Origin of the sequence: Streptomyces gilvosporeus (genome assembly GCF_002082195.1) — a bacterium.
In the GTDB taxonomy this organism is placed as follows: Bacteria; Actinomycetota; Actinomycetes; order Streptomycetales; family Streptomycetaceae; genus Streptomyces; species Streptomyces gilvosporeus.
This window is the reverse complement of the sequence record NZ_CP020569.1, coordinates 2444978-2467508: the sequence shown is the minus strand read 5'-3', so window position 1 is coordinate 2467508 and position 22531 is coordinate 2444978. Positions and strand designations below refer to the sequence as shown.

Annotated in this window: 17 protein-coding genes; 10 read left to right on the top strand and 7 right to left on the bottom strand. The window is 72.8% G+C overall.

From position 1 onward, the window contains the following. Positions 1-21 precede the first annotated feature (21 nt). Positions 22-1194, bottom strand: coding sequence for a hypothetical protein (locus B1H19_RS10785; protein ID WP_083104393.1), 1173 nt, complete (start codon positions 1192-1194; stop codon positions 22-24). A 235-nt stretch (positions 1195-1429) separates the two neighbouring features. Between B1H19_RS10785 and B1H19_RS10780 the strand changes: the two genes are divergently transcribed. Both B1H19_RS10780 and B1H19_RS10775 read left to right on the top strand, forming a co-directional pair. Next, positions 1430-3073, top strand: a complete 1644-nt coding sequence (locus B1H19_RS10780; RefSeq protein ID WP_083104391.1) for an MFS transporter — start codon at positions 1430-1432, stop codon at positions 3071-3073. Between the two features lie 133 nt (positions 3074-3206). After that, the gene (locus tag B1H19_RS10775) at positions 3207-4406 is read left to right on the top strand and encodes an acyl-CoA dehydrogenase family protein (protein WP_083104389.1); all 1200 of its coding nucleotides are present in this window, start codon (positions 3207-3209) and stop codon (positions 4404-4406) included. A 104-nt stretch (positions 4407-4510) separates the two neighbouring features. Here B1H19_RS10775 and B1H19_RS10770 read toward each other — a convergent pair whose 3' ends face one another. From B1H19_RS10770 to B1H19_RS10760, 3 genes are all read right to left on the bottom strand, one after another. Then, positions 4511-4960, bottom strand: coding sequence for a cell division protein SepF (locus B1H19_RS10770; protein ID WP_030067869.1), 450 nt, complete (start codon positions 4958-4960; stop codon positions 4511-4513). Between the two features lie 308 nt (positions 4961-5268). Further along, on the bottom strand, positions 5269-6198 hold the full coding sequence (locus tag B1H19_RS10765) for an ABC transporter substrate-binding protein (RefSeq protein WP_083104387.1): 930 nt from the start codon (positions 6196-6198) through the stop codon (positions 5269-5271). Then, the gene (locus B1H19_RS10760) at positions 6195-6689 is read right to left on the bottom strand and encodes a GNAT family N-acetyltransferase (RefSeq protein WP_083104386.1); all 495 of its coding nucleotides are present in this window, start codon (positions 6687-6689) and stop codon (positions 6195-6197) included. Before B1H19_RS10760 ends, B1H19_RS10765 begins: the two co-directional genes overlap by 4 nt. A gap of 563 nt (positions 6690-7252) precedes the next feature. On the opposite strand from B1H19_RS10760, the gene B1H19_RS10755 reads away from it, so the two are divergent. The 6 genes from B1H19_RS10755 (at position 7253) to B1H19_RS10730 (ending at position 14710) form a co-directional block, all read left to right on the top strand. Next, the gene (locus B1H19_RS10755) at positions 7253-8161 is read left to right on the top strand and encodes an amino acid ABC transporter permease (protein ID WP_083104385.1); all 909 of its coding nucleotides are present in this window, start codon (positions 7253-7255) and stop codon (positions 8159-8161) included. After that, positions 8158-9966 (top strand): FAD/NAD(P)-binding protein, encoded by a 1809-nt coding sequence (locus B1H19_RS10750; RefSeq protein ID WP_083104384.1) that lies wholly within the window; start codon positions 8158-8160, stop codon positions 9964-9966. The genes B1H19_RS10755 and B1H19_RS10750 overlap by 4 nt, the downstream gene beginning before the upstream one ends. Then, positions 9963-10742 carry an amino acid ABC transporter ATP-binding protein gene (locus tag B1H19_RS10745; RefSeq protein ID WP_083104383.1) on the top strand — a complete coding sequence of 260 codons (780 nt, stop codon included), beginning with the start codon at positions 9963-9965 and terminating at the stop codon, positions 10740-10742. The genes B1H19_RS10750 and B1H19_RS10745 overlap by 4 nt, the downstream gene beginning before the upstream one ends. 335 nt (positions 10743-11077) lie before the next feature. Then, a complete protein-coding gene (locus B1H19_RS10740) occupies positions 11078-11986 on the top strand; it encodes a S1 family peptidase (RefSeq protein ID WP_083104382.1) in 909 nt (302 codons plus the stop codon). 174 nt (positions 11987-12160) lie between these two features. Beyond that, positions 12161-13198, top strand: coding sequence for a slipin family protein (locus B1H19_RS10735; protein ID WP_083104381.1), 1038 nt, complete (start codon positions 12161-12163; stop codon positions 13196-13198). Positions 13199-13636: 438 nt separating this feature from the next. Further along, positions 13637-14710 carry a S1 family peptidase gene (locus tag B1H19_RS10730; RefSeq protein WP_237289253.1) on the top strand — a complete coding sequence of 358 codons (1074 nt, stop codon included), beginning with the start codon at positions 13637-13639 and terminating at the stop codon, positions 14708-14710. A gap of 113 nt (positions 14711-14823) precedes the next feature. On the opposite strand, the gene B1H19_RS10725 is transcribed toward B1H19_RS10730, so the two are convergent. The 3 genes from B1H19_RS10725 to B1H19_RS10715 all read right to left on the bottom strand — a co-directional run bounded on the left by B1H19_RS10725 (position 14824) and on the right by B1H19_RS10715 (position 17471). Next, on the bottom strand, positions 14824-15264 hold the full coding sequence (locus tag B1H19_RS10725) for a subtilase-type protease inhibitor (protein WP_083104379.1): 441 nt from the start codon (positions 15262-15264) through the stop codon (positions 14824-14826). A gap of 374 nt (positions 15265-15638) precedes the next feature. Next, positions 15639-16313: a TetR family transcriptional regulator gene (locus B1H19_RS10720; protein ID WP_083104378.1), complete on the bottom strand. Its 675-nt coding sequence runs from the start codon at positions 16311-16313 to the stop codon at positions 15639-15641. Positions 16314-16406: 93 nt separating this feature from the next. Next, positions 16407-17471 carry a YhgE/Pip domain-containing protein gene (locus tag B1H19_RS10715; RefSeq protein ID WP_083104377.1) on the bottom strand — a complete coding sequence of 355 codons (1065 nt, stop codon included), beginning with the start codon at positions 17469-17471 and terminating at the stop codon, positions 16407-16409. A gap of 247 nt (positions 17472-17718) precedes the next feature. Between B1H19_RS10715 and B1H19_RS10710 the strand changes: the two genes are divergently transcribed. Beyond that, on the top strand, positions 17719-21276 hold the full coding sequence (locus B1H19_RS10710) for a DNA polymerase III subunit alpha (RefSeq protein ID WP_083104376.1): 3558 nt from the start codon (positions 17719-17721) through the stop codon (positions 21274-21276). Next, positions 21273-22304, top strand: coding sequence for a DNA polymerase Y family protein (locus B1H19_RS10705; RefSeq protein WP_083104375.1), 1032 nt, complete (start codon positions 21273-21275; stop codon positions 22302-22304). Before B1H19_RS10710 ends, B1H19_RS10705 begins: the two co-directional genes overlap by 4 nt. The last annotated feature ends 227 nt before the right edge of the window (positions 22305-22531 follow it).

Sequence of the window (22531 nt, the reverse complement as noted above, 5' to 3'; positions counted from 1 at the left end):
AACTTGCGTTCGCGCCGTCGGTCACGGGGGCCCCGATCCGTTCAGCCAGAACGCCCCGTAGGCCGCCGATGCGGCCGCCACCAGCCCGACGACCAGCCAGGACCGCACCGGCCGCCACTTCGCCAGCCCGGCCGCGAGCGGCAGCAGCAGCGGATAGGCGGGCATCATCAGCCGCGGTTTGGAGCCGAAGTAACCCTTGGCGGTCAGCGCCATCAGCAGGACGGTCCCGCCGTAGACCGCGAGCGGCAGCGGCTGGCCGCGCCGTACGCCGTGTACGTACAGCCAGATCACCAGCGCCACGCCCAGCGCGAGACCGAGCCCGGCCGCGGGCGGCAGGTGAAACAGGAACCGGGTGAAGGCCACGCCCCCGTCGAAGCCGTTGCCCCAGCCGCCTTGGACGTCCAGATAGCCGGTGAAACCGCCCTGCCGCGCGCCCACCCACAGGAAATAGCCGCACCAGCCGAGGGGGGCGAGCAGCACGCCCGCCGGCAGTCCGCGGTGCGCCCGCAGGGCCGTGCGGATCCCGCCGGAGCGGTGTGCGCGCCACAGCGTCACCGCGGCGGTGATCCATACGGCCGCCACGACCGCGGCGCCCACCGGCCGGGTCAGCCCCGCCAGGGACGCCAACACGCCCGCCGTCACCCAGCGTCCGGTCAACACGGCGTACACGCCCCAGGCCGCGAGCGCGGTGAACAGCGACTCCGAGTACGCCATGGACTGCACGACGCCGACCGGCAGCGCGGCCCACAGCGCGGCCAGCGCCACCCCGGTCCGCGGGCCGTGCACCCGCTCACCGGTCGCATACAGCGCCCAGGCCGCGGCCAGCGACGCACACCAGGCCACCGCCAGCCCGGCGTCCGCGGCCGACAGCGGCGTCACGGCCGCCAGGCCCCGCTCCAGCCACGGGAACAGCGGGAAGAACGCCAGGTTGGAGTGCACGGCACCGTTGGCGAGGTGGAGGGTGTAGCCGTAGCCCCGCTCGGCGATCCCGGTGTACCAGAGCGCATCCCAGCGCGCGCTCAGCAGCGTGTGCCAGTCCTTGCCGTTGGCGCTCGACCAGATCACGAGCACCAGCACGCCCAGCAGCCGGATCGCCGCATAGGCGGTCAGTGCGGGCGCGGCGCGGCGCAGCGCGGCCGGAAAGGCGGCGTCGCGCGTCCGGTCGGGAACTGCGGCGGGCGCAAGATCGTTCATCCGGACGATTATCGATGATGATCCGAGTGGCCGAAGAACGACCGTCGGCGGGGGATGAGGCGGGACCAGGGGGAACGTCCGGCGCTGCGATGAGCGTCTCACCGTGAGGTGGGCCACGCGGCACGCTGGGTGACTCGCGTAGTCTGACGTCTCAACTCGCCCGTGCCGCCGGTTTTGCCCGGGGCATCGTCGCGCCTGGATCCGCGAGCCGCGAGAGCATGACAGGAGGAACTGCATGTCCGGGACGACCGCGTCCGGCAGTGGACGGACGGCTGGTGTGACCCGGCTTGCACGCGACGGCGCCAATCGCTGGACCGTGCTGATCGTGCTGTGTATCAGCCTGCTCTTCGTCGCGCTGGACACCACGATCCTGTACGTGGCCGTGCCCTCCGTCACCGAGGACCTGCGTCCCGGGCCGGTGGAACTGCTGTGGATCGTCGACATCTATCCGCTGATAGCCGCGTCCCTGCTGATCCTCTTCGGCACGCTCGGCGACCGCGTCGGACGCCGCCGCATCCTCTTGCTCGGCTACGGCCTCTTCGGCCTGGCCTCGGCCGGCGCGGCCCTCGCGCCCAATCCGCAGATCCTGATGGTGGCCCGTGCGCTGCTCGGCATCGGCGGCGCGATGATCATGCCCGCGACGCTGTCGATCCTGCGGCAGGTCTTCCCCGACCGGCGCGAGCGCGCGGTCGCCATCGGCGTGTGGAGCGCGGTGGCCGCGGTCGGCGCCGCCGTCGGCCCGGTCCTCGGCGGCTTCCTCGTCGAGAACTACTGGTGGGGTTCGGTCTTCCTCATCAACATCCCGATGATGGCCGTGATGCTGCTGGTGGGGCGCTGGCTGCTGCCGGAGTCACGGGGTGAGCGCAACGGCCCCTGGGACGTCATCGGCGCGATCATGGCGGCGCTCGGTGTGCTGGGCATCGTCCTCGGCGTCAAGCGCATCGGCAACGGCGCGGCGCTGCTCGGCCCGGCCACGCTCGGACCGATCGTCATCGGCACGCTGCTGCTGATCGTCTTCGTACGCCGCCAGCGCCGCCGCGAGCACCCGCTGATCGATGTGCGGCTGTTCGCCCGGCCCGCCTTCGGCACCTCCGTCGGCTGCATCGTGCTGGCCATGCTCGCCCTGGTGGGCCTCCAGCTGATCGCCGTCCAGTACCTCCAGCTCGTCCTGGGGCTCAGCCCCCTGGAGACCGGGGTGCGGATGCTGCCGCTGGTGTTCGCCGCCATGGCGGCGGGCCTGACCGGCTCGAAGATGCTCCAGGCCCTCGGCCCGCGGCTGATGGTCTCGGCCGGTTTCACCCTGACCGCCATCGCGGTGCTGTGTCTGACGATGATGAACGGTCAGGACCACCCCTGGCAGCTCTCCCTGGGCTTCGTCCTGCTCGGCTACGGCTATCAGTCCACGCTGTTCGGTGCGTACGAGTCGATGCTCAGCGAGTCGCCCGCCGAACAGTCCGGCGGCGCCGCCGCGATCGGCGAGACCTCCTACCAGCTCGGCGCGGGCATCGGCGTCGCCCTGCTCGGCAGCGTCATGAACGCCGCCTATGCGCCGGGCCTGGCCCATGTCGGCAAGGTGCCCGACCATGCCGCCGCCGCGGCGTCGCATTCGCTGGGCGAGGCCTACAAGGTGGCCGCCGGTCTCGCGCCCGCCGCGCGGAGCGCACTGCGCGCGGCCGCCAGGGAATCGTTCGTCCACGGGCTGCACATCACTCTTGTCGCCAGCGCCGTCCTGCTGATGGTCGGCGCGGCCATCGCGCTGCGGCTGCCGCGCCGGGCCGCGGAGTCCACCGAGCGCGCCGAGGGCGAGGCCCCCGCGGGCGAGAGCGCCGCCGGCCCCGGCCGGGACGGCGCACCGGCTCCCGCCGGCTCCGCCCGCTGACCGCCTTCACCCGCACAGTCCGCCGCGCGGCAACGGCCCTTGCCCGCGCGGCACCGGGGCCGTAACGTCGGATGCGCGCATAACTACCACTGCTAGTTTTACTTCGCGAGCGCTGAACCCGCCGGAGGCCCGCATGTCCGCAACGCCGTCCTCGAAGCTCCCGCCGTTCGACCCCCGCGACCCGCTGGGCCTGGACGATCTGCTCACCGACGAGGACCGCGCGGTCCGCGACACCGTCCGCCAGTGGACCGCCGACCGCGTCCTGCCGCATATCGCGCAGTGGTACGAGGACGGCGAGCTGCCCGGCATCCGCGAACTGGCCCGCGAGCTCGGCGCCATCGGCGCGCTCGGCATGTCCCTGACTGGCTACGGCTGCGCCGGCGCCTCCGCCGTCCAGTACGGCCTGGCCTGCCTGGAGCTGGAGGCCGCAGACTCCGGCATCCGCTCGCTGGTCTCCGTGCAGGGCTCGCTCGCCATGTACGCGATCTGGCGCTTCGGCTCCGAGGAGCACAAGCGGCAGTGGCTGCCGCGGATGGCGGCCGGCGAGGTCATCGGCTGCTTCGGCCTCACCGAGCCCGACCACGGCTCGGACCCGGCGGGCATGCGGACCTACGCCAAGCGCGACGGGTCGGACTGGGTGCTCAACGGGCGCAAGATGTGGATCACCAACGGATCGGTCGCCGGGGTCGCCGTCGTCTGGGCGCAGACCGACGACGGCATCCGCGGCTTCGTCGTCCCCACCGACACCCTCGGCTTCACCGCCCCCGAAATCACCCACAAGTGGTCCCTGCGCGCCTCGGTGACCAGCGAACTCGTCCTGGACGACGTCCGGCTGCCGGCCGCCGCCGTGCTGCCGGAGGCCAAGGGCCTGCGCGGTCCGCTGGGCTGTCTGAGCCATGCCCGCTACGGCATCGTCTGGGGCTCGATGGGCGCCGCCCGCACCTGCTTCGAGACGGCCCTCGACTACGCCCGCACCCGCGAGCAGTTCGGCCGTCCCATCGGCGGCTTCCAGCTCACCCAGGCCAAGCTCGCCGATATGGCCGTCGAGCTGCACAAGGGGATCCTGCTGGCCCATCACCTGGGGATGCGGATGGACGCGGGACGGCTGCGCCCCGAGCAGATCAGCTTCGGCAAGCTGAACAACGTCCGTGAGGCCATCGAGATCTGCCGCACCGCGCGCACGATCCTGGGCGCCAACGGGATCTCGCTGGAGTACCCCGTCATGCGGCACGCCACCAACCTCGAATCGGTGCTGACCTACGAGGGCACCGTCGAGATGCATCAGCTGGTGCTGGGCAAGGCGCTCACCGGCGGCCTGGACGCCTTCCGGTGAGCGGGCCCCGCCCCTCAGCCGTCGTTACTGCATTTCCCGGGGACAACCCCCGGACCCCCCTGCCGGAACACCACCGCACCCCCTGGCCTCGGCTCTGATGCGCCTCAGCTCTGGTTGAAGAACCCCCCGTTACGGTGGCCCTCCTGCCCCCCGCTCACCACCTTGTAGGCGGGCGGGGTGAGCAGGAACACCCGGGTGGCCACGCGGTCGATCGAACCGCGCAGGCCGAAGATCAGGCCCGCGCAGAAGTCCACCACGCGCTTGGCGTCCGTGGGGTCCATCGCCGTCAGATTGACGATCACCGGGACGCCTTCGCGGAACAGCTCGCCGATGCCGCGGGCGTCACCGAATCCGTCCGGGGTGACCGTGGCGATACGGGTGCCCTGGTCCTGCGCGGTCCGATCGGCCACCCGCACCCGGGGATCGGTCACCCAGGGTTCGCCGGCCGGGGCGGCGGACCCGGGACCCTCGGCGTAGTCGTCGTCGTAGTAGCGCTCGTCATCGTTGTCGTCGACGAGGCCAAGCCAGGCACTCGCCTTGCGTACCGATCCCATTGACGCCTCCTCTCACCCGCGGTGGTGTTCCGTCTTTCCGTGTTCCGCCCCCTATCGTCGTGCATGATGCGGAGGGTGTGCCAAGTGGATAGCCGCCGCACGGGGGGTTCGTGACACATCTGGTGCAAAGAGGGTGGCGCGACGTCAGTTTGCGCGCCCCTGCGCGAAACTGACAGTGCGATGGGCATCACGGTCGGTACCTGACCGCAGATGTCGACAAGTGGCCACGGCGCGGGAGCCGACCCTGAGGTCGGTTCCGGTACGGAACCAGGGCGGATGCCGACGGGACCGGGCGGCCCGCCCCGGGCTCACGTCACCTCCGGCGGGCTGATCCGCGACTCCTTGATCGCCGAGGCGCCGGTGCCCCACTTCTTCAGGATCCGGTCGTACCGCCCGTCCTTCTCCAGCCGGTTGACCGCCGCCCGGAAGGCCGGCGCCAGCGGCGTCCCCTTCTTGAACGCGAAGCCGACGTCCAGCCGCTTGAACGTATGGAGGAACCGCAGGCCCGGCTGCTGCCGGACCGCATAGCGCAGCCCGTTGATGGTGCCCATCACCACATCGGAGCGTCCCTGTTGCAGCGAGATCCACAGCGCGCCCGGATCGGCGTAGGTCGTGACGTCGTACGGTTTCCGGCCGGCGTCCCGGCACAGATGCCGGTTCGCCTCCAGCGTCGCCTCGAAGGTGGTGCCCGCGCTCGTGGCGACCGTCAGCCCGCACAGCCGGGTGAGCGAGGTGACCTTCTTCAGCGGACTGTCCCGGCGCGCGGCGAAGCCCTGGCCGTCGTTGATGTAGGTGACGAAGTCGAGGGTCTTGCGGCGCTCGTCGGTGACGCCGAAGTTGCCGGTGCCGACGTCGTATTTGCCGCTGCCGAGGGCCGGCAGGATCGCTTCAAAACCGGCCACCTCGCGGATGAGCCGGATGCCCAGGACCTTGGCGACCGCGTCCGCGAAATCGATGTCCTGGCCGGCCAGGGTTCTGCCGTCGGGCAGGTAGGTCGCGCCGGGCGGGGTGCCGACGCTGCTGGCAAGGGTGAGGGTGCCCCGTTTGCGGACGTCGGCGGGCAGCAGCGCGGCGGCGGCCGGATCCTCGGCGATGCCCGAGACCACATCGGTGGTCGGGATCCGGGCGGCCGCCGGCCCCGCTTTCGTACCGTCCGCCGGATCGCCCGTGCCGCAGGCGGTGAGCGCCAGCGCCGCGGCGGCGAGGAAGGCGGCGGCACGGGGCAGGGTTCTGGTCATGGGCGAGGGTTCTCCAGATGCTTCTCGAAGGGCAGCGGGCCGATGGACTCCGGGGCGGCGGTCGGATCGAACAACGGCCGGTAGCCCGCGGCCAGATACAGGCCCTTGGCCTCCGGCTGCCGGGGCCCGGTCTTCAGGTAGATGCGGGTGTAGCCGCGGGCGGCGGCCTCCCGCTCCAGGACGGTGAGCACCCGCCGGGCCAGACCGCGCCGCCGGTGCGCGGAGTGCGTCCAGATCCTCTTGAGCTCGGCGGTCGCGGCGTCATGGCGCCGGTACGCGCCGCCGGCGACCGGCTCGCCGTCCTCCAGGAGCAGCACAAAGGCGCCGCCGCGGGACGGGGTGAACGCATCGGCGGGGTACTCCAGGCTCAGGTCGACCGGCCGCTGGTAGCGGGTGCGGTACTCGTGGGTGAGCTCGTCCAGCAGGGGGCGGGCGAGGGGGTCGGTGACGGTGGTGTGCAGGACCGTGGGGCCGGTCTTCGGCACGGTCATCGGACGGCCTCCGTGGTGAGCGGGACGGGGTGCCGTGCCGCTTCCCGACGCCGAAGGTCGAAGGTCGAAAAGCCCAACTCCGCTACGGGAAAGGCGAGTTCGACGACCTCACGGGGGGCAACGGCGCAACGGAGGAGGAGAGGAGGGGAGGGGGGATGAGGGGAGTGTGCGCCGACGGCGGCGCGAGGTGTGAAGGCGCGGTGGCGGAAGGAGAACCGCGAAACGGCCCGGACCCGGGGCGGTGCCTCGGGGGCGGCGGGCGTCAGGGCAGGGGGTCAGCTCAACAGGAGGACGACCACACACGACCGAAGTCGATGTGGTCGCGGGTGACCAGCCGCTGCCCGGAGTACATGCGCTAAGTGGAACAGGCATCCGTTTCCTCGTCAACCGGATTCGGATCCCCGCTCACCGTACGGACGCCCTTGACAGTCCGCGGTGTTCACCGCATAGCCTCAGGGGCCGGGTCGTGCTGAGGGGCGCGACCCGCTGCGTACCAACGGCGCATGCCGGCCTGTGTGAAGGCGCTCCACTCCCGTGTTCGACTGCCTCCACGGAGCCTTCGCATGTCCTTGGTCGATCCCGCTTCCGACACCCTCGCCGAACCGGCCCCGGCCCCGTCCGGACCCGCCCCCGCTCCCACCCCCGACGTCTGGGGGCACCTCCCGGCCGAAGGCTGGGGGAGCATCGTGCCCCGCCGCCGTATCGGCCGGCGCGTCGCGGCCGCCGTCGTCCTCGTCCTGCTTGCGCTCGCCGTCCTCTCCGTCGTCCGCAACGACGCCTTCCAATGGGACGTGGTCGCCGACTACTTCCTGACCACCGCCGTCCTGCGCGGCCTGGGCCTCACCCTCTGGCTGACCGCGGTCGTCATGGCGCTGGGCTTCGTGCTCGGCACGCTCCTGGCCACCCTGCGGCTGTCCGCCAACCCCGTGCTGCGCGCGGTCGGTTGGGGCTATGTCTGGCTGTTCCGGTCGACGCCGATCCTGGTGCAGCTGCTGTTCTGGTTCAACATCGGGGCGCTGTACCCGACGATCCTCGGCGTGCGGACCGTCAGCCTGCTGAGCCCGGTCGCCGTCGCCGTCATCGGGCTGACGCTGCACGAGGCCGCCTACGCCACCGAGGTCGTCCGCGGCGGCATCCTCTCCGTCGACAAGGGCCAGCTGGAGGCCGCGCAGTCGCTCGGCCTGGGCCCCTGGCGGCGGCTGCGCCGGATCGTGCTGCCGCAGGCGATGCGGGCCATCGTGCCGCCGGCCGCCAATATGCTGATCGGCACCCTCAAGGGCACCTCCATCGTCAGCGTCATCGCCGTCCAGGACCTGCTCTACTCCGTCCAGTTGGTGTATCACCGCACCTACCAGGTCATCCCGCTGCTGCTGGTCGCCACCCTCTGGTACATCGTCGTCACCTCCCTGCTCGGCGTCGGCCAGCACTATCTGGAGCGGCGCTACGCCCGCGGTACGGCCGGTGCCCGATGACCGCCTCGCTCGTCATCGTCGGGGCCGGTCCGCGGGGGACCGGCCTCCTGGAGCGGCTAGCCGCCAACATCCCCTCCCGCTACGGTGACCGGCCCCTGGACATCCATCTCGTCGACCCGCACCCGCCCGGCGGCGGCCGCATCTGGACCCAGGAGCAGTCGCCCCTGCTGTGGATGAACTCCATGGCCGAGGACGTCACCATGTTCACCGACGAGACGGTGGAGCAGGAGGGGCCGGTCCTGCCGGGGCCCACGCTCGCCGAGTGGTCCGGGGTCGACGGGCGGACGTTTCCCAGTCGGCGGGCGCAGGGCCGGTATCTGAGCTGGGTGTACGCGCGGTCGGTGGCCGCGCTGCCGCCGAGCGTCGCCGTCCATGAGCACCGGGACACGGCGGTACGGGTCTCCGGTCCGCCGGGCGGCCGCCAGCAGGTATGGCTGGCCGGCCGCCCCACCCCGCTGCCCGCCGATCTCGTCGTCCTCGCCCAGGGGCATCTGGAGTCCGAACCAGCCCCGGATCAACGGGAGTTGAACGATTTCGCGGCCCGGCACGGCCTGGTCCACCTGCCGCCCGCCTTCACCGCCGACAGCGATCTGGACGTGCTGCGCCCCGGCGAGCCGGTCCTCGTCCGCGGCTTCGGGCTGGCCTTCGTCGATCTGATGGTGCTGCTGACCGAGGGCCGCGGCGGGACCTACACCACCGGCGCCGACGGCCGGTTGACCTACCGGCCCTCGGGCCGCGAGCCCGTCCTGCACGTGGGGTCGCGGCGCGGCGTCCCGTACCGCTCCAAGATCGGCTACGACCTGGCGGGCGAACCGCCGCCGGTGCCGCGCTTCTTCGGCCCGCAGCAGGTCGACGAGCTGCTCTCCCGGGGCGGGGACCTGGACTTCCGGCGCGATGTCCGGCCGCTGATCGACAAGGAACTGGGCTTCGCCCACTACCACCGGCTGTTCACGGCCCATCGCGAACGCACCCGGATGAACTGGCCGGACTTCGAGGAGAAGTACACCGCCGCCGACCCCGGCAGCGCCGCACTCCGGGCCCTGGTCGGCGCCGCCGTCCCGGACCCCGCCGACCGCCTCGACCTGGACGCCCTGGACCGCCCGCTGGCCGGCGTCCGCTACCGGGACGGCGAGGCCCTGCAAGAGGGGCTGCGCGCCCATATCGAGGCCGACCTCGCCCGCCGCCACGACCCCGCGCACAGCCCCGACCTGGCGGTCTTTCTCGCCCTGCTGTCCGTCTACGGCCAACTCGTACGGATCGGCGACCGCGGCCCCTGGTGGCACGGCTTCTTCAGCTATCTCGCCTCCGGGCCGCCCGGCCCGCGGCTGCGGCAACTGCTCGCGCTCTCCCGGGCCGGAGTCGTGCGCTTCCTGGGCGCGGACACCACCGTCACCGCCGATGAGCGGCGCGGGATCTTCCGGGCGACGAGCGCCAGCGTGCCGGGGGAACCGGTCGAGGCGCGGGCGCTGGTGGAGGCGCGGCTGCCGGAGCCGACCGTCGCGCACACCCGCGACGCCCTGCTGCGCGCCCTGTACGCCGACGGCGCGGCCGCCGCCACCCCCGCCGGTCTGCTCGCCGTGAACCCCGACGACGGCCGGATCCTGGACCGCTCGGGACGCCCCCACCCGCGCCGGTTCGCCCTCGGCCCGCACACCGACGCCCGGGCCGGCGGCGCCTTCGCCCGCCCCCGTACCAACGCCCCCGCCTTCCGGCAGAACGACGCCACGGCGCGCGCCCTGCTCACCTTCCTCCGGGACCGAACCGCCCCGCCCGCACGCCACTTCGCCAAGGGAGCCACCCGATGAGCACGACGACCGCGACCGGCGCGATGGTCGAGATCCGCTCCGTCCGCAAGAGCTTCGGCGCGCTGGAGGTGCTCCGCGGGGTGGATCTCACGGTCCGCACCGGCGAGGTCGCCGTCGTCCTCGGCCCCTCCGGCTCCGGCAAGTCGACGCTGCTGCGCACCCTCAACCATCTGGAGAAGGTCGACGGCGGGACGGTGAGCGTCGACGGCGCGCTGGTCGGCTACCGGCGCTCCGGCACCACACTCCACGAGCTGCGCGAACGCGAGATCCTCCGACAGCGCACACAGATCGGCTTCGTCTTCCAGGACTTCCGCCTCTTTCCGCATCTGACGGTCCTCGACAACCTCATCGAGGCCCCGGTCTTTGCGCTGCGCAGGCCGAAGAAGGAGGCGCGGGAGAGTGCGCGGAAGCTGCTGGAGCGGGTCGGGCTCGCCGACAAGGCCGACGCCTATCCGCAAACGCTCTCCGGTGGCCAGCAGCAACGGGTCGCCATCGCCCGCGCCCTCGCCCTGGAGCCGAAGCTGCTGCTCTTCGACGAGCCGACCTCGGCGCTGGACCCGGAGCTGGTCGGCGAGGTCCTCGACGTCATCAAGGACCTGGCGCGGCGGGGCACCACGATGATCGTCGTCACCCATGAGATCGGCTTTGCGCGGGAGGTGGCCGACACCGTCGTCTTCATGGACGGCGGACGGATCGTCGAGCAGGGCCCGCCCGCCCAGGTCCTCGACAGCCCGCGCCATGAGCGCACCGCGGCGTTTCTTTCCAAGGTCCTGTGAGGTCTTTGGTCCTGTGAGGTCTTTCCGGGGCCCTGCGAGGCGAGACCCGTTCCGGCAGCCTCAACGGGGCTGCCGGGGCGGCGTGTTGGCAACCGCGCCGCGCTCCGGGCGCCGCCGGGGTGCGCGGGGCGCGGCCGTTGCCCGATATCTTCCCGCATCCCTCTTGCGCTCCCGGCCCGGCAGACCGGACACTCCGGTCAGCGCTTGTCAGGGGCACGTCGAACACCGTTCCGAACGACACCCCCGCACCCCTGTGCACGGATGTCCGCATGCCCTTCGGCTGCGCCTCACCGGGCCGCCCACCGGCGGCCAGTCATCCCCCTCGGAGGCATCACGTGAGGAACGAGCGCACCACCCCCCGCAGCGGCGTGGCGAGACGCACCCGGCTGATCGCCGTGGCGTCCGGCCTGGTGGGCCTCGGCGCCATCGCCGTCCCCACCGCCAGCGCCCAAGGCCCCGCCCCCACACGGACGTTCAGTGCCACCCAGCTCTCCGCCGCCGGCCAGGCCGTACGCGCCGCCGATGTCGCGGGCACCGCCTGGGTCGTCGACCCGAAGACCCACACCCTCGTCGTCACCGCCGACCGCACCGTCTCCCGGGCCGGGATCGCCCGGATCGAGCGGGCCGCGGGCAGCACCGCCGGCGCGCTGCGCATCGAACGCACCTCCGGCACCCTGCGCAAGCTCATCTCCGGCGGTGACGCCATCTACGCACCCAGCTGGCGCTGCTCCCTCGGCTTCAACGTCCGCAGCGGCAGCACTTACTACTTCCTGACGGCCGGCCACTGCACCGAGGGCAAACCGCCCTGGTACACCAACTCCTTGGACACCACCGGCATCGGGCCGACCACCGGCACCAGCTTCCCCGGCAACGACTACGGCATCGTGAAGTACACCAACACCTCCCTGTCGCACCCCGGGACGGTCGGCAGCCAGGACATCACCAGCGCCGGGAACCCGACCGTCGGCCAGTCGGTCACCCGCCGCGGCTCCACGACGGGCGTCCACAGCGGCAAGGTCACCGCGCTGAACGCCACCGTCAACTACGGCAACGGCGACATCGTCTCCGGTCTCATCAAGACCACCGTCTGCGCCGAGCCCGGCGACAGCGGCGGCCCCCTCTACTCCGGCACCAAGGCCCTGGGCCTGACCTCCGGCGGCAGCGGCGACTGCACCTCCGGCGGGACGACGTTCTTCCAGCCGGTGACGGAGGCGCTCAGCGCGTACGGCGTGAGCGTGTACTGACCGCGGGACCGTCGGCCGGGTCATGACAAGGCCAGGCCCCTTGCGTCCCCCTGCGTCCGCCTGTGTTCGCTGTTCCCCTCGGCCCCGCCAACCGGGCATACCATGGTAAAAGGTGCCGTCCGGTCGGTGAGGGCCGGATGGCGAACGGCTTACGGCGGACGTCAGGGGGCCGTGATGCTCGAAGAACTGGTGACGGCCGGGGTGGCGGTGGGGTGCGCCGGTCTGGTGTATCTCATGGCCGCGGCCCGTGTGGTCAAGCAGTACGAGCGGGGTGTGGTGCTGCGGCTGGGGCGGCTGGCCTCGGAGGTGCGGACGCCGGGATTCACCATGATCATTCCGGGGATCGACCGGCTGCGCAAGGTCAATATGCAGATCGTGACGATGCCGGTGCCCGCCCAGGAGGGCATCACCCGCGACAACGTCACCGTCAGGGTCGATGCGGTGGTCTACTTCAAGGTCGTGGACGCCGCCGACGCGGTCATCAGGGTCGAGGACTACCGCTTCGCGGTCTCGCAGATGGCGCAGACCTCGCTGCGCTCGATCATCGGCAAGAGCGAGCTGGACGATCTGCTCTCCAACCGCGAGAAGCTCAACCAGGGGCTGGAGCTGATGATGGACAGCCCCGCCATCGGCTGGGGTGTGACCGTCGACCGGGTGGAGATCAAGGACGTCTCGCTGCCGGAGACCATGAAGCGGTCGATGGCCCGCCAGGCCGAGGCGACCCGCGACCGGCGCGCCCGCGTGATCAACGCCGACGCCGAGCTCCAGGCGTCGAAGAAGCTGGCCGAGGCGGCCGCGGCGATGTCCGACCAGCCCGCGGCGCTGCAACTGCGCCTGTTGCAGACGGTGGTGGCGGTCGCCGCCGAGAAGAACTCCACCCTGGTCCTGCCCTTCCCCGTCGAGCTGCTGCGCTTCCTGGAGCGCTCCGGCCTCCAGGCCCAGGCGCAGACGGCGCAGACCGAGGCGGAGCAGCGCCGACGGGCCGAGGCGGACGGTGCGGGGGCGCAGGGAGCGGCCGCCGACGGTGTGGACGACATCGACGTCTCGGACGTCGACCGCGTCGCGGACATGGCGGCGGCCCCGGATATGGCGGCGGCCCCGGATATGGCGGTGACCCCGGACGTCCAGGAGGCGCCGGACGCCCCTGGGGCCCCGGACGCCCAGGAGGCTCCGGACGGCCTCAACGCGGGCCGCGGCGCCGAACGCGGCTAGCCGCCCGCCGCCCGACCCGACAGCGACAACCGATCGCCGTATGCGCCCCGGGCGCGTACGGCGATCGCTTGCGTACCCCCACGATCGCGATCCGGACAGGCGCGGCCCGCCCGTAGCCCGCCGCATCCGTCCGCACTCCGAGACGGCATGCCCCACATATCGGTCGGAAGCCGTCGGAATCATCGGTCGGTCACACGTGTGACCGCGGTGTGTGGAAAAGGTGAACTCCCGTACTCAAGGCCGGTACTCGGCCTTGTGCGCGAGTGAGAGGGATGGGAATACTCGGCCCCGCACGTTGGCATGGACGCGACTCCCCAGAGCGCTGATTCCTCGAGCGCTGCTCCGCCGGGCGGAACGTTTGTGTCCCGATTCCTCATCGCTCTCGGGCCCGCGGATCCCCCATGGAGCCGGGCCCATCCCCCCACGGGAGGCACTGAGTTGAAGCACCGACGCATACCCCACCGTCGTGCGGTCCTGGCAGGCGCGGGAGCGCTCGCCCTCGCCGCCACCGCCACTGTCACCCTGGCCAACGCCAACGCGGCCCCCGCCCCCACCACGCCCAAGCCCCTCAGGCTGACCTCCGCCGCGGCCACCGCCCTGGCCTCCCAGCTCAAGAGCGGCACGGCCGGCGCGTACTACGACGCCCAGGCCAAGAAGCTGGTGGTCAACGTCATCGACGAGACCGCCGCCAAGGCCGTACGGGCCAAGGGGGCGGAGGCCAGACTCGTCAAGCACTCCCTCGCCCAGCTCGACGCGGCCCGGCAGACGCTGAAGTCGAGAGCGACCATTCCCGGCACCGCCTGGGGCGTCGACCCGGTCAGTAACAAGGTCGTGGTGACCGCCGACCGCACGGTCAAGGGCGCCAAGCTGGACCGCCTCACCAAGGTCGCCCAGAGCCTCGGCGACAAGGTCGTACTGCGCCACAGCAAGGGCGAGTTCAAACCCTTCATCGCCGGCGGCGACGCCATCTGGGGCGACAGCGCCCGCTGCTCGCTCGGCTTCAACGTCGTCAAGGACGGCCAGCCGTACTTCCTGACGGCCGGCCACTGCGGCAACGCCGTCAAGAGCTGGTCCGACCAGCAGGGCGGCTCGGAGATCGCGACCACCGAGGAGTCCACCTTCCCCGGTCACGACTACTCCCTCGTCAAGTACACCGGCAACACCGACCACCCCAGCGAGGTCGATCTCTACAACGGCAGCACCCAGAAGATCACCCAGGCCGCGGACGCCACGGTCGGTGAGAAGGTGCAGCGCAGCGGCAGCACCACCCAGGTGCACGACGGCACGGTCAAGGCGCTCAACGCCAGCGTCAACTACCAGGAGGGCACGGTCGACGGGCTGATCCAGACCGACGTCTGCGCCGAGCCCGGCGACAGCGGCGGCGCGCTCTTCGACGGCGAGTCCGCGGTCGGCCTCACCTCCGGCGGCAGCGGCGACTGCACCAACGGCGGCGAGACCTTCTTCCAGCCGGTCCCGCAGGCCCTGTCGGCCTACGGCGCGCAGATCGGCTGACCGGCATCGGCTGACCGGCGGGCACGGCCCGACGGCAGACGGCAGCGGTACGGCCCCGGACACCGCGAATGTCCGGGGCCGTACGTCGTGCGTGGTCGAACCGTCGTGGACGGTCAGAAGCGGAACACCGACTGCTGGGCGGCGTTCATCATGCAGGAGTTGGCGTAGGTGTAGGTGTACGACACCCGACGGCCCTCCCAGACGCCGTCGGCGGTGACGACTACCGGGTTCCATATCTTGGTGCACAGGCGCTCCGTCCCCGTGCCGGTCACCTTGGCGAAGTCACCGGACGCCGAACGCAGCTGGGCGCAGGCGGCCTTGGGGTTCGGGTGGCTGCCGGTCGCCCCCGGCATACAGCTGAGGGTGACCGCGCGCTCCACCGTGGCCGTCGCGCGGGTCTCGCCCTGGCCGACGGTCAGCACAAGCTCCGTCGGGGCGTACAGACCGCCCGAACGGATGCTGTGGACCGGGGCGTCGGCCGCCTGGGCCGTGGTGGCCAGCGAGCCGAGAACCAGCGCCGCGCCGAGCGCCAAAGCACCGGAGATGTACCGCATGACGTGAACTCCCTTGGTTGTTGGTGCGGGATGCCGGACGGGAGTCTGGACCCAACGGCGCCCCGGGCGCACCTTGGCCGATCGCTTTGAGTCGGTAGATGCATGCGGTGGGTAATGGCGCGAACGAATGCGGCGGAGTTGTGAAAAGGGTGTGACCGCACGGTGTGCGGCCAGCGGGGACGGGATGCCCGTCGCCGTACGGGACGCGCGCCCCGCGACGCCCGGAAGGAGGGAATCCGGCCACCGACCGGTCGTTCGGGCGGGGATGGATCTTCGCCAAATGTCCGAAGAAGGTGGCCGGAGACGGCCTCCGCATGGTTTCGGGAGGGGGTGCGGCGGGGCAGGAGCCCACACTCGGCCCCTCGGGCGAAGCCCTATGCCCCCGCGCCGTCGAGGGGTTCCGCCAGGCCCGCCGTCAGGGCTCGCATTGCCCGGGACGCCAGCTCCGCCGGTCCCCGCGGCCCGTCCTCGGGTTCGTTCCCCGCCGCCCATTCCTCCACCGCGACCCGCATCGCGGTGTTGGCGGCCGCCGCGGCCAGCCGGACGGTGAGCGGATCGGCGCCGGTCAGCCGGGCCAGGACCGGCTTCAGCGCCTCCTCGGAGTCGTGGTGGACCCGGTGCCAGACCGCGCGCAGCGCCGGATCGCCAGGCATCACCCGCAGCAGCCCGCGGGTCCAGTGCAGCGCCTCGGTGGCCGGCGGGTCGGCGGGGGTCAGCGCCCGGCGCGCGGCCCGTTCCAGCGCCTCCCGCACCGGCGGCGCGTCCGCCCCGCCCCCGTCCCCGCCCTCGGCCTGCGCCGCCAGGTCGTCGATCCAGTCCCGTACGCCGACGGCGAGCAGGGGCGCGACCGCGTCCTCCTTGGTGCGGAAGTAGCGGTAGAAGGTGCGCAGGGCGACGCCGGAGGCGCGGGCGATCTCCTCGGCGGTGACCGCGGCGCCGCGCTCGGCGAACAAGGCGGCGGCGGTGCGGGCGATCTCCTGCTGGGTGGCCGCCTTGCGCCGCTCGGTCAGTGACGGGCGGGCGGCGGAGGGGCGGGGCGCGGTCGGCATGGGATCAGCGTACGGAGGTCATGACAGTTCGGCACAACAGGCGGGAGTGGCACTTCATGCCATTTTTCGTATGCGGCTCTATAGGTGAGCCTCTTATGGCCGCGGCGGCCGCGCCCCGGCGTCCTCCTCCGCGGCCTCCCTGCGCAGGGCCGAGCGGACCAGGGTGACCAGGATGCCGCCCACCGCCCACGCCGCCAGCACCAGCAGCGGCCCGGTCATCGCCCGTCCCCGGAAGTAGGCGACGGAGCGGGCCGCCCAGGTGCCCGCGCCCGGCGGCAGGGCCGGGCCGATCGCGCGCCAGAAGGGCGGCAGCAGGGGGTAGGGATAGGCGCCGCCCGCGCTCGGATTGCCGAGGACCACGATCAGCAGGATCGCCAGTCCGATGCCGATGACGCCCAGCAGCGACTGGAAGGCCAGCGTGCTCGCCCCGACCGCGAAGACGATCAGGGCGCCCAGGCCCCACAGGCCGTAGCGGCTTCCGGGCAACGCGCCCAGGACCGGCCCGACGACGAGCGCGCCCGCCAGCCCCGCGACGAGCGCATAGACCCCGAGCGCGGCCAGCCGGATGATCGCGCGAGCCCCGTTGGCGGGCCGGGCGCCGGCGCTGACGGCGAGGATCGCGGCGCACAGATAGCCGCCCACACACCAGCCCACGACCAGGTAGAACGACGTCAGGCTGCGGCTGTCGGCGGCGTCGGCCGGGATCACGTCCACCGTGCGGACGGTGCGCTTCTGGGACTTCTCCGCCTGCTGGACGACCAGTTCGACCGCCTGCGACAGGGACGCGCCGCCGCCGCTCGCCACCAGGAGCCGGTCGGTGGTGCCGCGCGGAGCGACGAGCAGCGCGGCGTCGAGCGTCCGGTCCGCGATCTGCTGCCGCGCCTGCCGCTCCGAGCCCACCGTGCGCGGGGCGAGCGGCGAGCCCGGCAGCCGGTCCAGCTTCGCCACCACCTGCCCGGCCGCCGGCGCGGGCGCGACCACGCCGAGCGGTACGTCCTTCGGCCTCGGGTGATGGAACGCCCCCGCGTAGGACGTGATGAACGCCACCATCAGCCCCAGCACCCCGGTCACCAGCAGCGCGGCCCGCACCGTCACCGCGCTGCGGACCTCCTCCGCGAAGGTCATCCGGGTGCGGGTGCCGTCATCCGTGGTGCCCATGCGCCGCTCCGTTCGGGGGCCGGTGTCCCCACATCCTCCGGCCGCCGCGACGGCCGTGCAGACCGGGCGGGGCCGAAAGGGGAGGGCGGGTGGGGCCAAAGGGGGAAGGACGTCGGGCGCCTCCCCGGGCGCGTGTTCGTACGAATGTTCGAGTTACGCGTTATGGTGGGGGAGAGAAACCAGCGGGGCCGAAGAAACCAGCGGGACCGAGGGCGGCCAGGGGGCGAATGAGGCGCAGGAGGTGTGGATGGCCGGGTTCACGCATCTGCACACCGCTTCGGGGTTCTCCCTGCGCTATGGCGCCTCCCACCCGGAACGGCTGGTGGAGCGCGCCGCCGAACGGGGCATGGACGCCCTCGCGCTGACCGACCGGGACGGCCTCTCCGGCGCCGTACGGTTCGCCAAGGCCGCCGCCGAGGCCGGTATCCGCCCGCTGTTCGGCACCGAACTCGCCGTCGCGGACCGCGAGCCGGCGCCCCCGGTCGCCGCCCGTCGCCGCACCCCGGTCCGTGGCGGCGCCTTCCTCGACGAATCCGCCGCCCGCGCCGTCTTCCTCGCCCGCGACGGCGCGGCGGGCTGGGCCGCCCTGTGCCGCCTGGTCTCCGCCGCCCACGCCGGCCGGCGGGAGCGGCCCCTGGCGCCCTGGGACGCGCTGGAATCCACCGCCGACGGCCTGACCGTCCTGCTCGGCCCGGACTCCGAGGTCGGCCGGGCGCTCTCGGCCGCCCGCCCCGACCGCGCCGCCCGCCTCCTCGCCCCTTGGCGCGAGCTGTACGGCGACGCGCTGCGCCTGGAGGTCGTCGACCACGGCCGCCCCGGCAGCGGCCCCGGCTCCCCGCGGCTGGCCGCCCGCACGGTCGGCTTCGCCGTCGACCAGGGCGTCCGCGCCGTCCTGACCAACGCCGTCCGCTACGCCGACCCAGGCCAGGGCCCGGTCGCCGACGTCCTGGACTCCGCCCGCCGCCTGGTGCCGGTCGACCGCCGCCCCGAGGCCCGGGACGGTGGCGAGCGCTGGCTCAAGGACACCGCCGCGATGGCCCGCACCGCCGAGCGGATCGCCGAGGCGGCCGGATTCCGCCGCGCCCTGGCCCACCGGCTGCTGGCCATGACCGAGGAGACCGCGGGGGAGTGCCGGGTCGATCCCCGGGGCGACATCGGGCTCGGCCGGATCCACTTCCCCGAGCCGCGGCTGGTCGGCGCCCGGCACCGTACCGCCGCCCGGGTGCTGCGCTCGCGCTGCGCCGCCGCCATGGTGCTGCGCGGCTACGACCACGACCGCGAGCGCTGGGCGCGCCTGCACGACGAACTGCGCACGATCGAACGGCTCGGCTACCCCTCCTACTTCCTGACGGTCGCTCAAGTGGTGGACGACATAAGGGAGATGGGTATACGGGTAGCGGCCCGCGGATCCGGCGCCGGATCGCTGGTCAACCATCTGCTGGGCATCGCCCACGCCGACCCGGTCGAGCACGGGCTGCTGATGGAGCGCTTCTTGTCCGCGCGGCGCAAGGCGCTGCCGGACATCGACATCGACGTGGAGTCCGCCCGCCGGCTGGAGGTCTACCGCGCGATCTTCGACCGGTTCGGCGAGGAGCGGGTGGCGGCCGTCTCGATGCCCGAGACCTATCGCGTACGGCACGCCGTACGGGATGTGGGCGCCGCCCTGGGCATGGACCCGGCGCGGGTGGACCGGCTGGCCAAGGCGTTTCCGCATATCCGCGCCCGCGACGCGCGGGCCGCGCTGGCCGAACTCCCCGAGCTGCGCGGCGTACGCGAGGCCGGCAGCGAACGGCTGTGGCAGCTGGTCGAGGAGCTGGACGCGCTGCCCCGCGGTATCGCCATGCACCCGTGCGGGGTGCTGCTCTCCGACGCCACGCTGCTGGACCGTACGCCCGTGGTGCCCACCAGCGGCGAGGTCCCCCTCGGCCACCAGGGCGCGGCGGGGGATCCCCCCGGCGGGAGCGCGCCCCTGCCCATGTCGCAGTTCGACAAGGACGACGTGGAGGAGATGGGGCTGCTCAAGCTCGATGTGCTGGGCGTACGGATGCAGTCCGCGATGGCGCACGCCGTCGCCGAGATCGGCCGCGCCACCGGGCGCCGGCTCGACCTGGACGATCCCCGGCAGGTGCCGCCGGGCGACGGGCAGACCTACGACCTGATCCGCTCCACCGAGACGCTCGGCTGCTTCCAGATCGAGTCGCCCGGCCAGCGCGATCTGGTCGGCCGGCTCCAGCCCGCCACCTTCCACGATCTCGTCGTCGACATCTCGCTCTTCCGGCCGGGCCCGGTCGCCGCCGATATGGTGCGGCCCTTCATCGAGGCCCGGCACGGCCGCAGGCCGGTCCGTTATCCGCACCCCGACCTGGAGGAACCGCTGCGCGAGACCTATGGGGTGGTGGTGTTCCACGAGCAGATCATCGAGATCCTGCGGATCATGACGGGCTGCGGACGGGACGAGGCGGACGAGAAGCGGCGTGCGCTGTCGCATCCGGAGGTGCAGGGGCAGGTGCGCGCCTGGTTCGCGCAGCGGGCCGAACGGCGCGGCTACACCCCCGACGTGATCGCGCACACCTGGGAGATCGTGGAGGCGTTCGGCGCCTACGGCTTCTGCAAGGCGCACGCCGTCGCCTTCGCGGTGCCCACGTACCAGTCCGCCTGGCTCAAGGCGCATCATCCCGCGGCCTTCTACGCCGGGCTGCTCACCCACGACCCCGGGATGTACCCGAAGCGGCTGCTGCTCGCGGACGCCCGGCGGCGGGGGGTGCCGGTGCTGCCGCTGGATGTGAACCGGTCGGCGGTCGCCCACCGGATCGAACTGGTGTCCGGTGGGGATGCCGCCCGCGGCGTCTGGGGGCTGCGGCTCGCGTTCTCCGAGGTCCACGGGATGAGCGAGGCCGAGGCCCGGCGGATCGAGGCCGGGCAGCCCTACCGCTCGCTCCAGGACCTGTGGCAGCGGGCCCGCCCGTCCCGGCCGGTGGCCGAACGCCTCGCCCGGGTGGGCGCGCTGGACTCCTTCGGCGCCAACCGGCGCGATCTGCTGCTGCACGTCGCCGAGCTGCACCACCGTCACCGCGGCGCGGCGGGCGGGCAGTTGACGCTGCACACCGGACAGGAGCCGGAGGCCGATACGGTCGAGCCGGCCGGGCTGCCCGACCTCGGCGACATCGAACGGCTCAGCGCCGAGCTGGGCGTCCTCGGGATGGACGCCTCCCGCCATCTGATGGCCGACCACCGGGAGTTCCTCACGGAGCTGGGCGCGCTGCCGGCCCGGCTGCTGCGCGGCGCCCGGCACGGCGAGACGGTGCTGGTCGCCGGGGCCAAGGCGGCCACCCAGACCCCGCCGATCCGCTCCGGCCGCCGGGTCATCTTCACCACCCTCGACGACAGCACGGGCCTGGTCGACTGCGCCTTCTTCGACGACTCGCACGCGGCCTGCGCCCACACCGTCTTCCACTCCTGGCTGCTGCTGGTGCGCGGGACGGTCCAGCGCCGCGGGCCGCGCAGCCTCAGCGTGGTCGGCACGGCCGCCTGGAACCTCGCCGAACTGGCCGAACTGCGCCGTACGGGCGGTCTGGAGGCGGTCGCCGCTCGGCTGGCCGAAGGCCCCGACCGCCCGGCTCCGGAGCCCGGCACCGAGCCCGGTCCGGAGGCCGCGTCCGAGGAGCCCTCGCCCGCCGCCCCCGGCCGCACCATCCGCCTGGAGACCGGCTACGAAATGCACCCGTGGGCCGACCTCCAGCCCGCCGGCGAACGCGCCGCCACCGGCCGCAAGCTGTGGCACTCCAGCCCGGGGAGCGCGGGATGAATACTCCCCGGCCCCCCACCGCCCCGCCGGCCACGCTCCACATCCGCTTCTTCCGGACCGCCGACGGCGCTCCCGTCGGCGCGGACCGCTACGAGCAACTGCTCCATCTCCTGGCGCAGTTCACACCGGTGATCGAGGCGCTGCCGCCGGACGCCGCGCTGGCCGACGTCCGCGGCGCGCTGCGCTATTTCGACCGGGACGCGGAGGGCATCGCCGAGCTGATCCGGCTGCGCGCGCTGGCCTGGTACGGCGTGTGGTGCACCATCGGCATCGGCGCCAACCCGCTGCTCGCGCGGATGGCGGCCCAGACCGCGCCGCCCGGCCAGATCCGCGCCGTCCCCGCCGACACCGGCTCCGTCACCTCCTTCCTCGCCCGCCGCCCGGCCTCGGCGCTCTACGGCGTCGGGCCCGCGACCGCGCGCACCCTGGGCACCTACGGACTCGACACCGTCGAACGGATCGCCGCCGCCCCGCCCGCCACCTTGCAGCGGATCCTCGGCGCGAAGACCGGCCGCGCGGTGTACGAGCGGGCCCACGGCATCGATCCGACGCCGGTGACCCCCAACGCCGCCGCCCGCTCGATGGGCGCCGAACACCGCTTCCGCCACGACGAACTGGACCCCGTACGCCGCCGCCAGGCCCTGCTCTCGCTCGCCGACGACCTCGGGGCCCGGCTGCGCGCGAGCGGGCAGGCGGCCCGCGCGCTCACCCTCACCGTCCGCTACGCCGACCGCTCCACCACGACCCGCACCCGGCGGCTGGCGGGGCCGACCGCGCACGGGCCCGCGCTGACCGAGGCGGCCTACGCCCTGCATGCCGCGCTCGGGCTCCAGCGGGCGCGGGTGCGGTCCGTGGCGCTACGGGCGGAGAACCTGTGCCGCGCCGAACGCGCCGCGCGCCAGCTGTCCTTCGACCCCGTCGCCGACAAGGCGTACCGCATCGAGGCGGCGGTCGACCGGGCCCGGGCCCGCTTCGGCACCGGCGCCGTACGCCCCGCGGCGAAGCCCGGCGGCAAGGCCACCCGCTGACCGACGTCGTTCTCGACCGTACGGGACACCACTGACAACCGGCCCGGCCGCGACTGCACCCGTACGTCCGGGGGAGATTCGGTGTCTTTTCCTTCACCGTCACACGGCTGGCCCCTCTTGCTTACCCGGCCGTAACTTACTTGTCAGTCAACTGCGTTGGCCCTTGCGATCCGGATCGCAGGTGAACGGCTCACGAGCACTTCGGAGTCCCCTCACCCCCCGCAAGG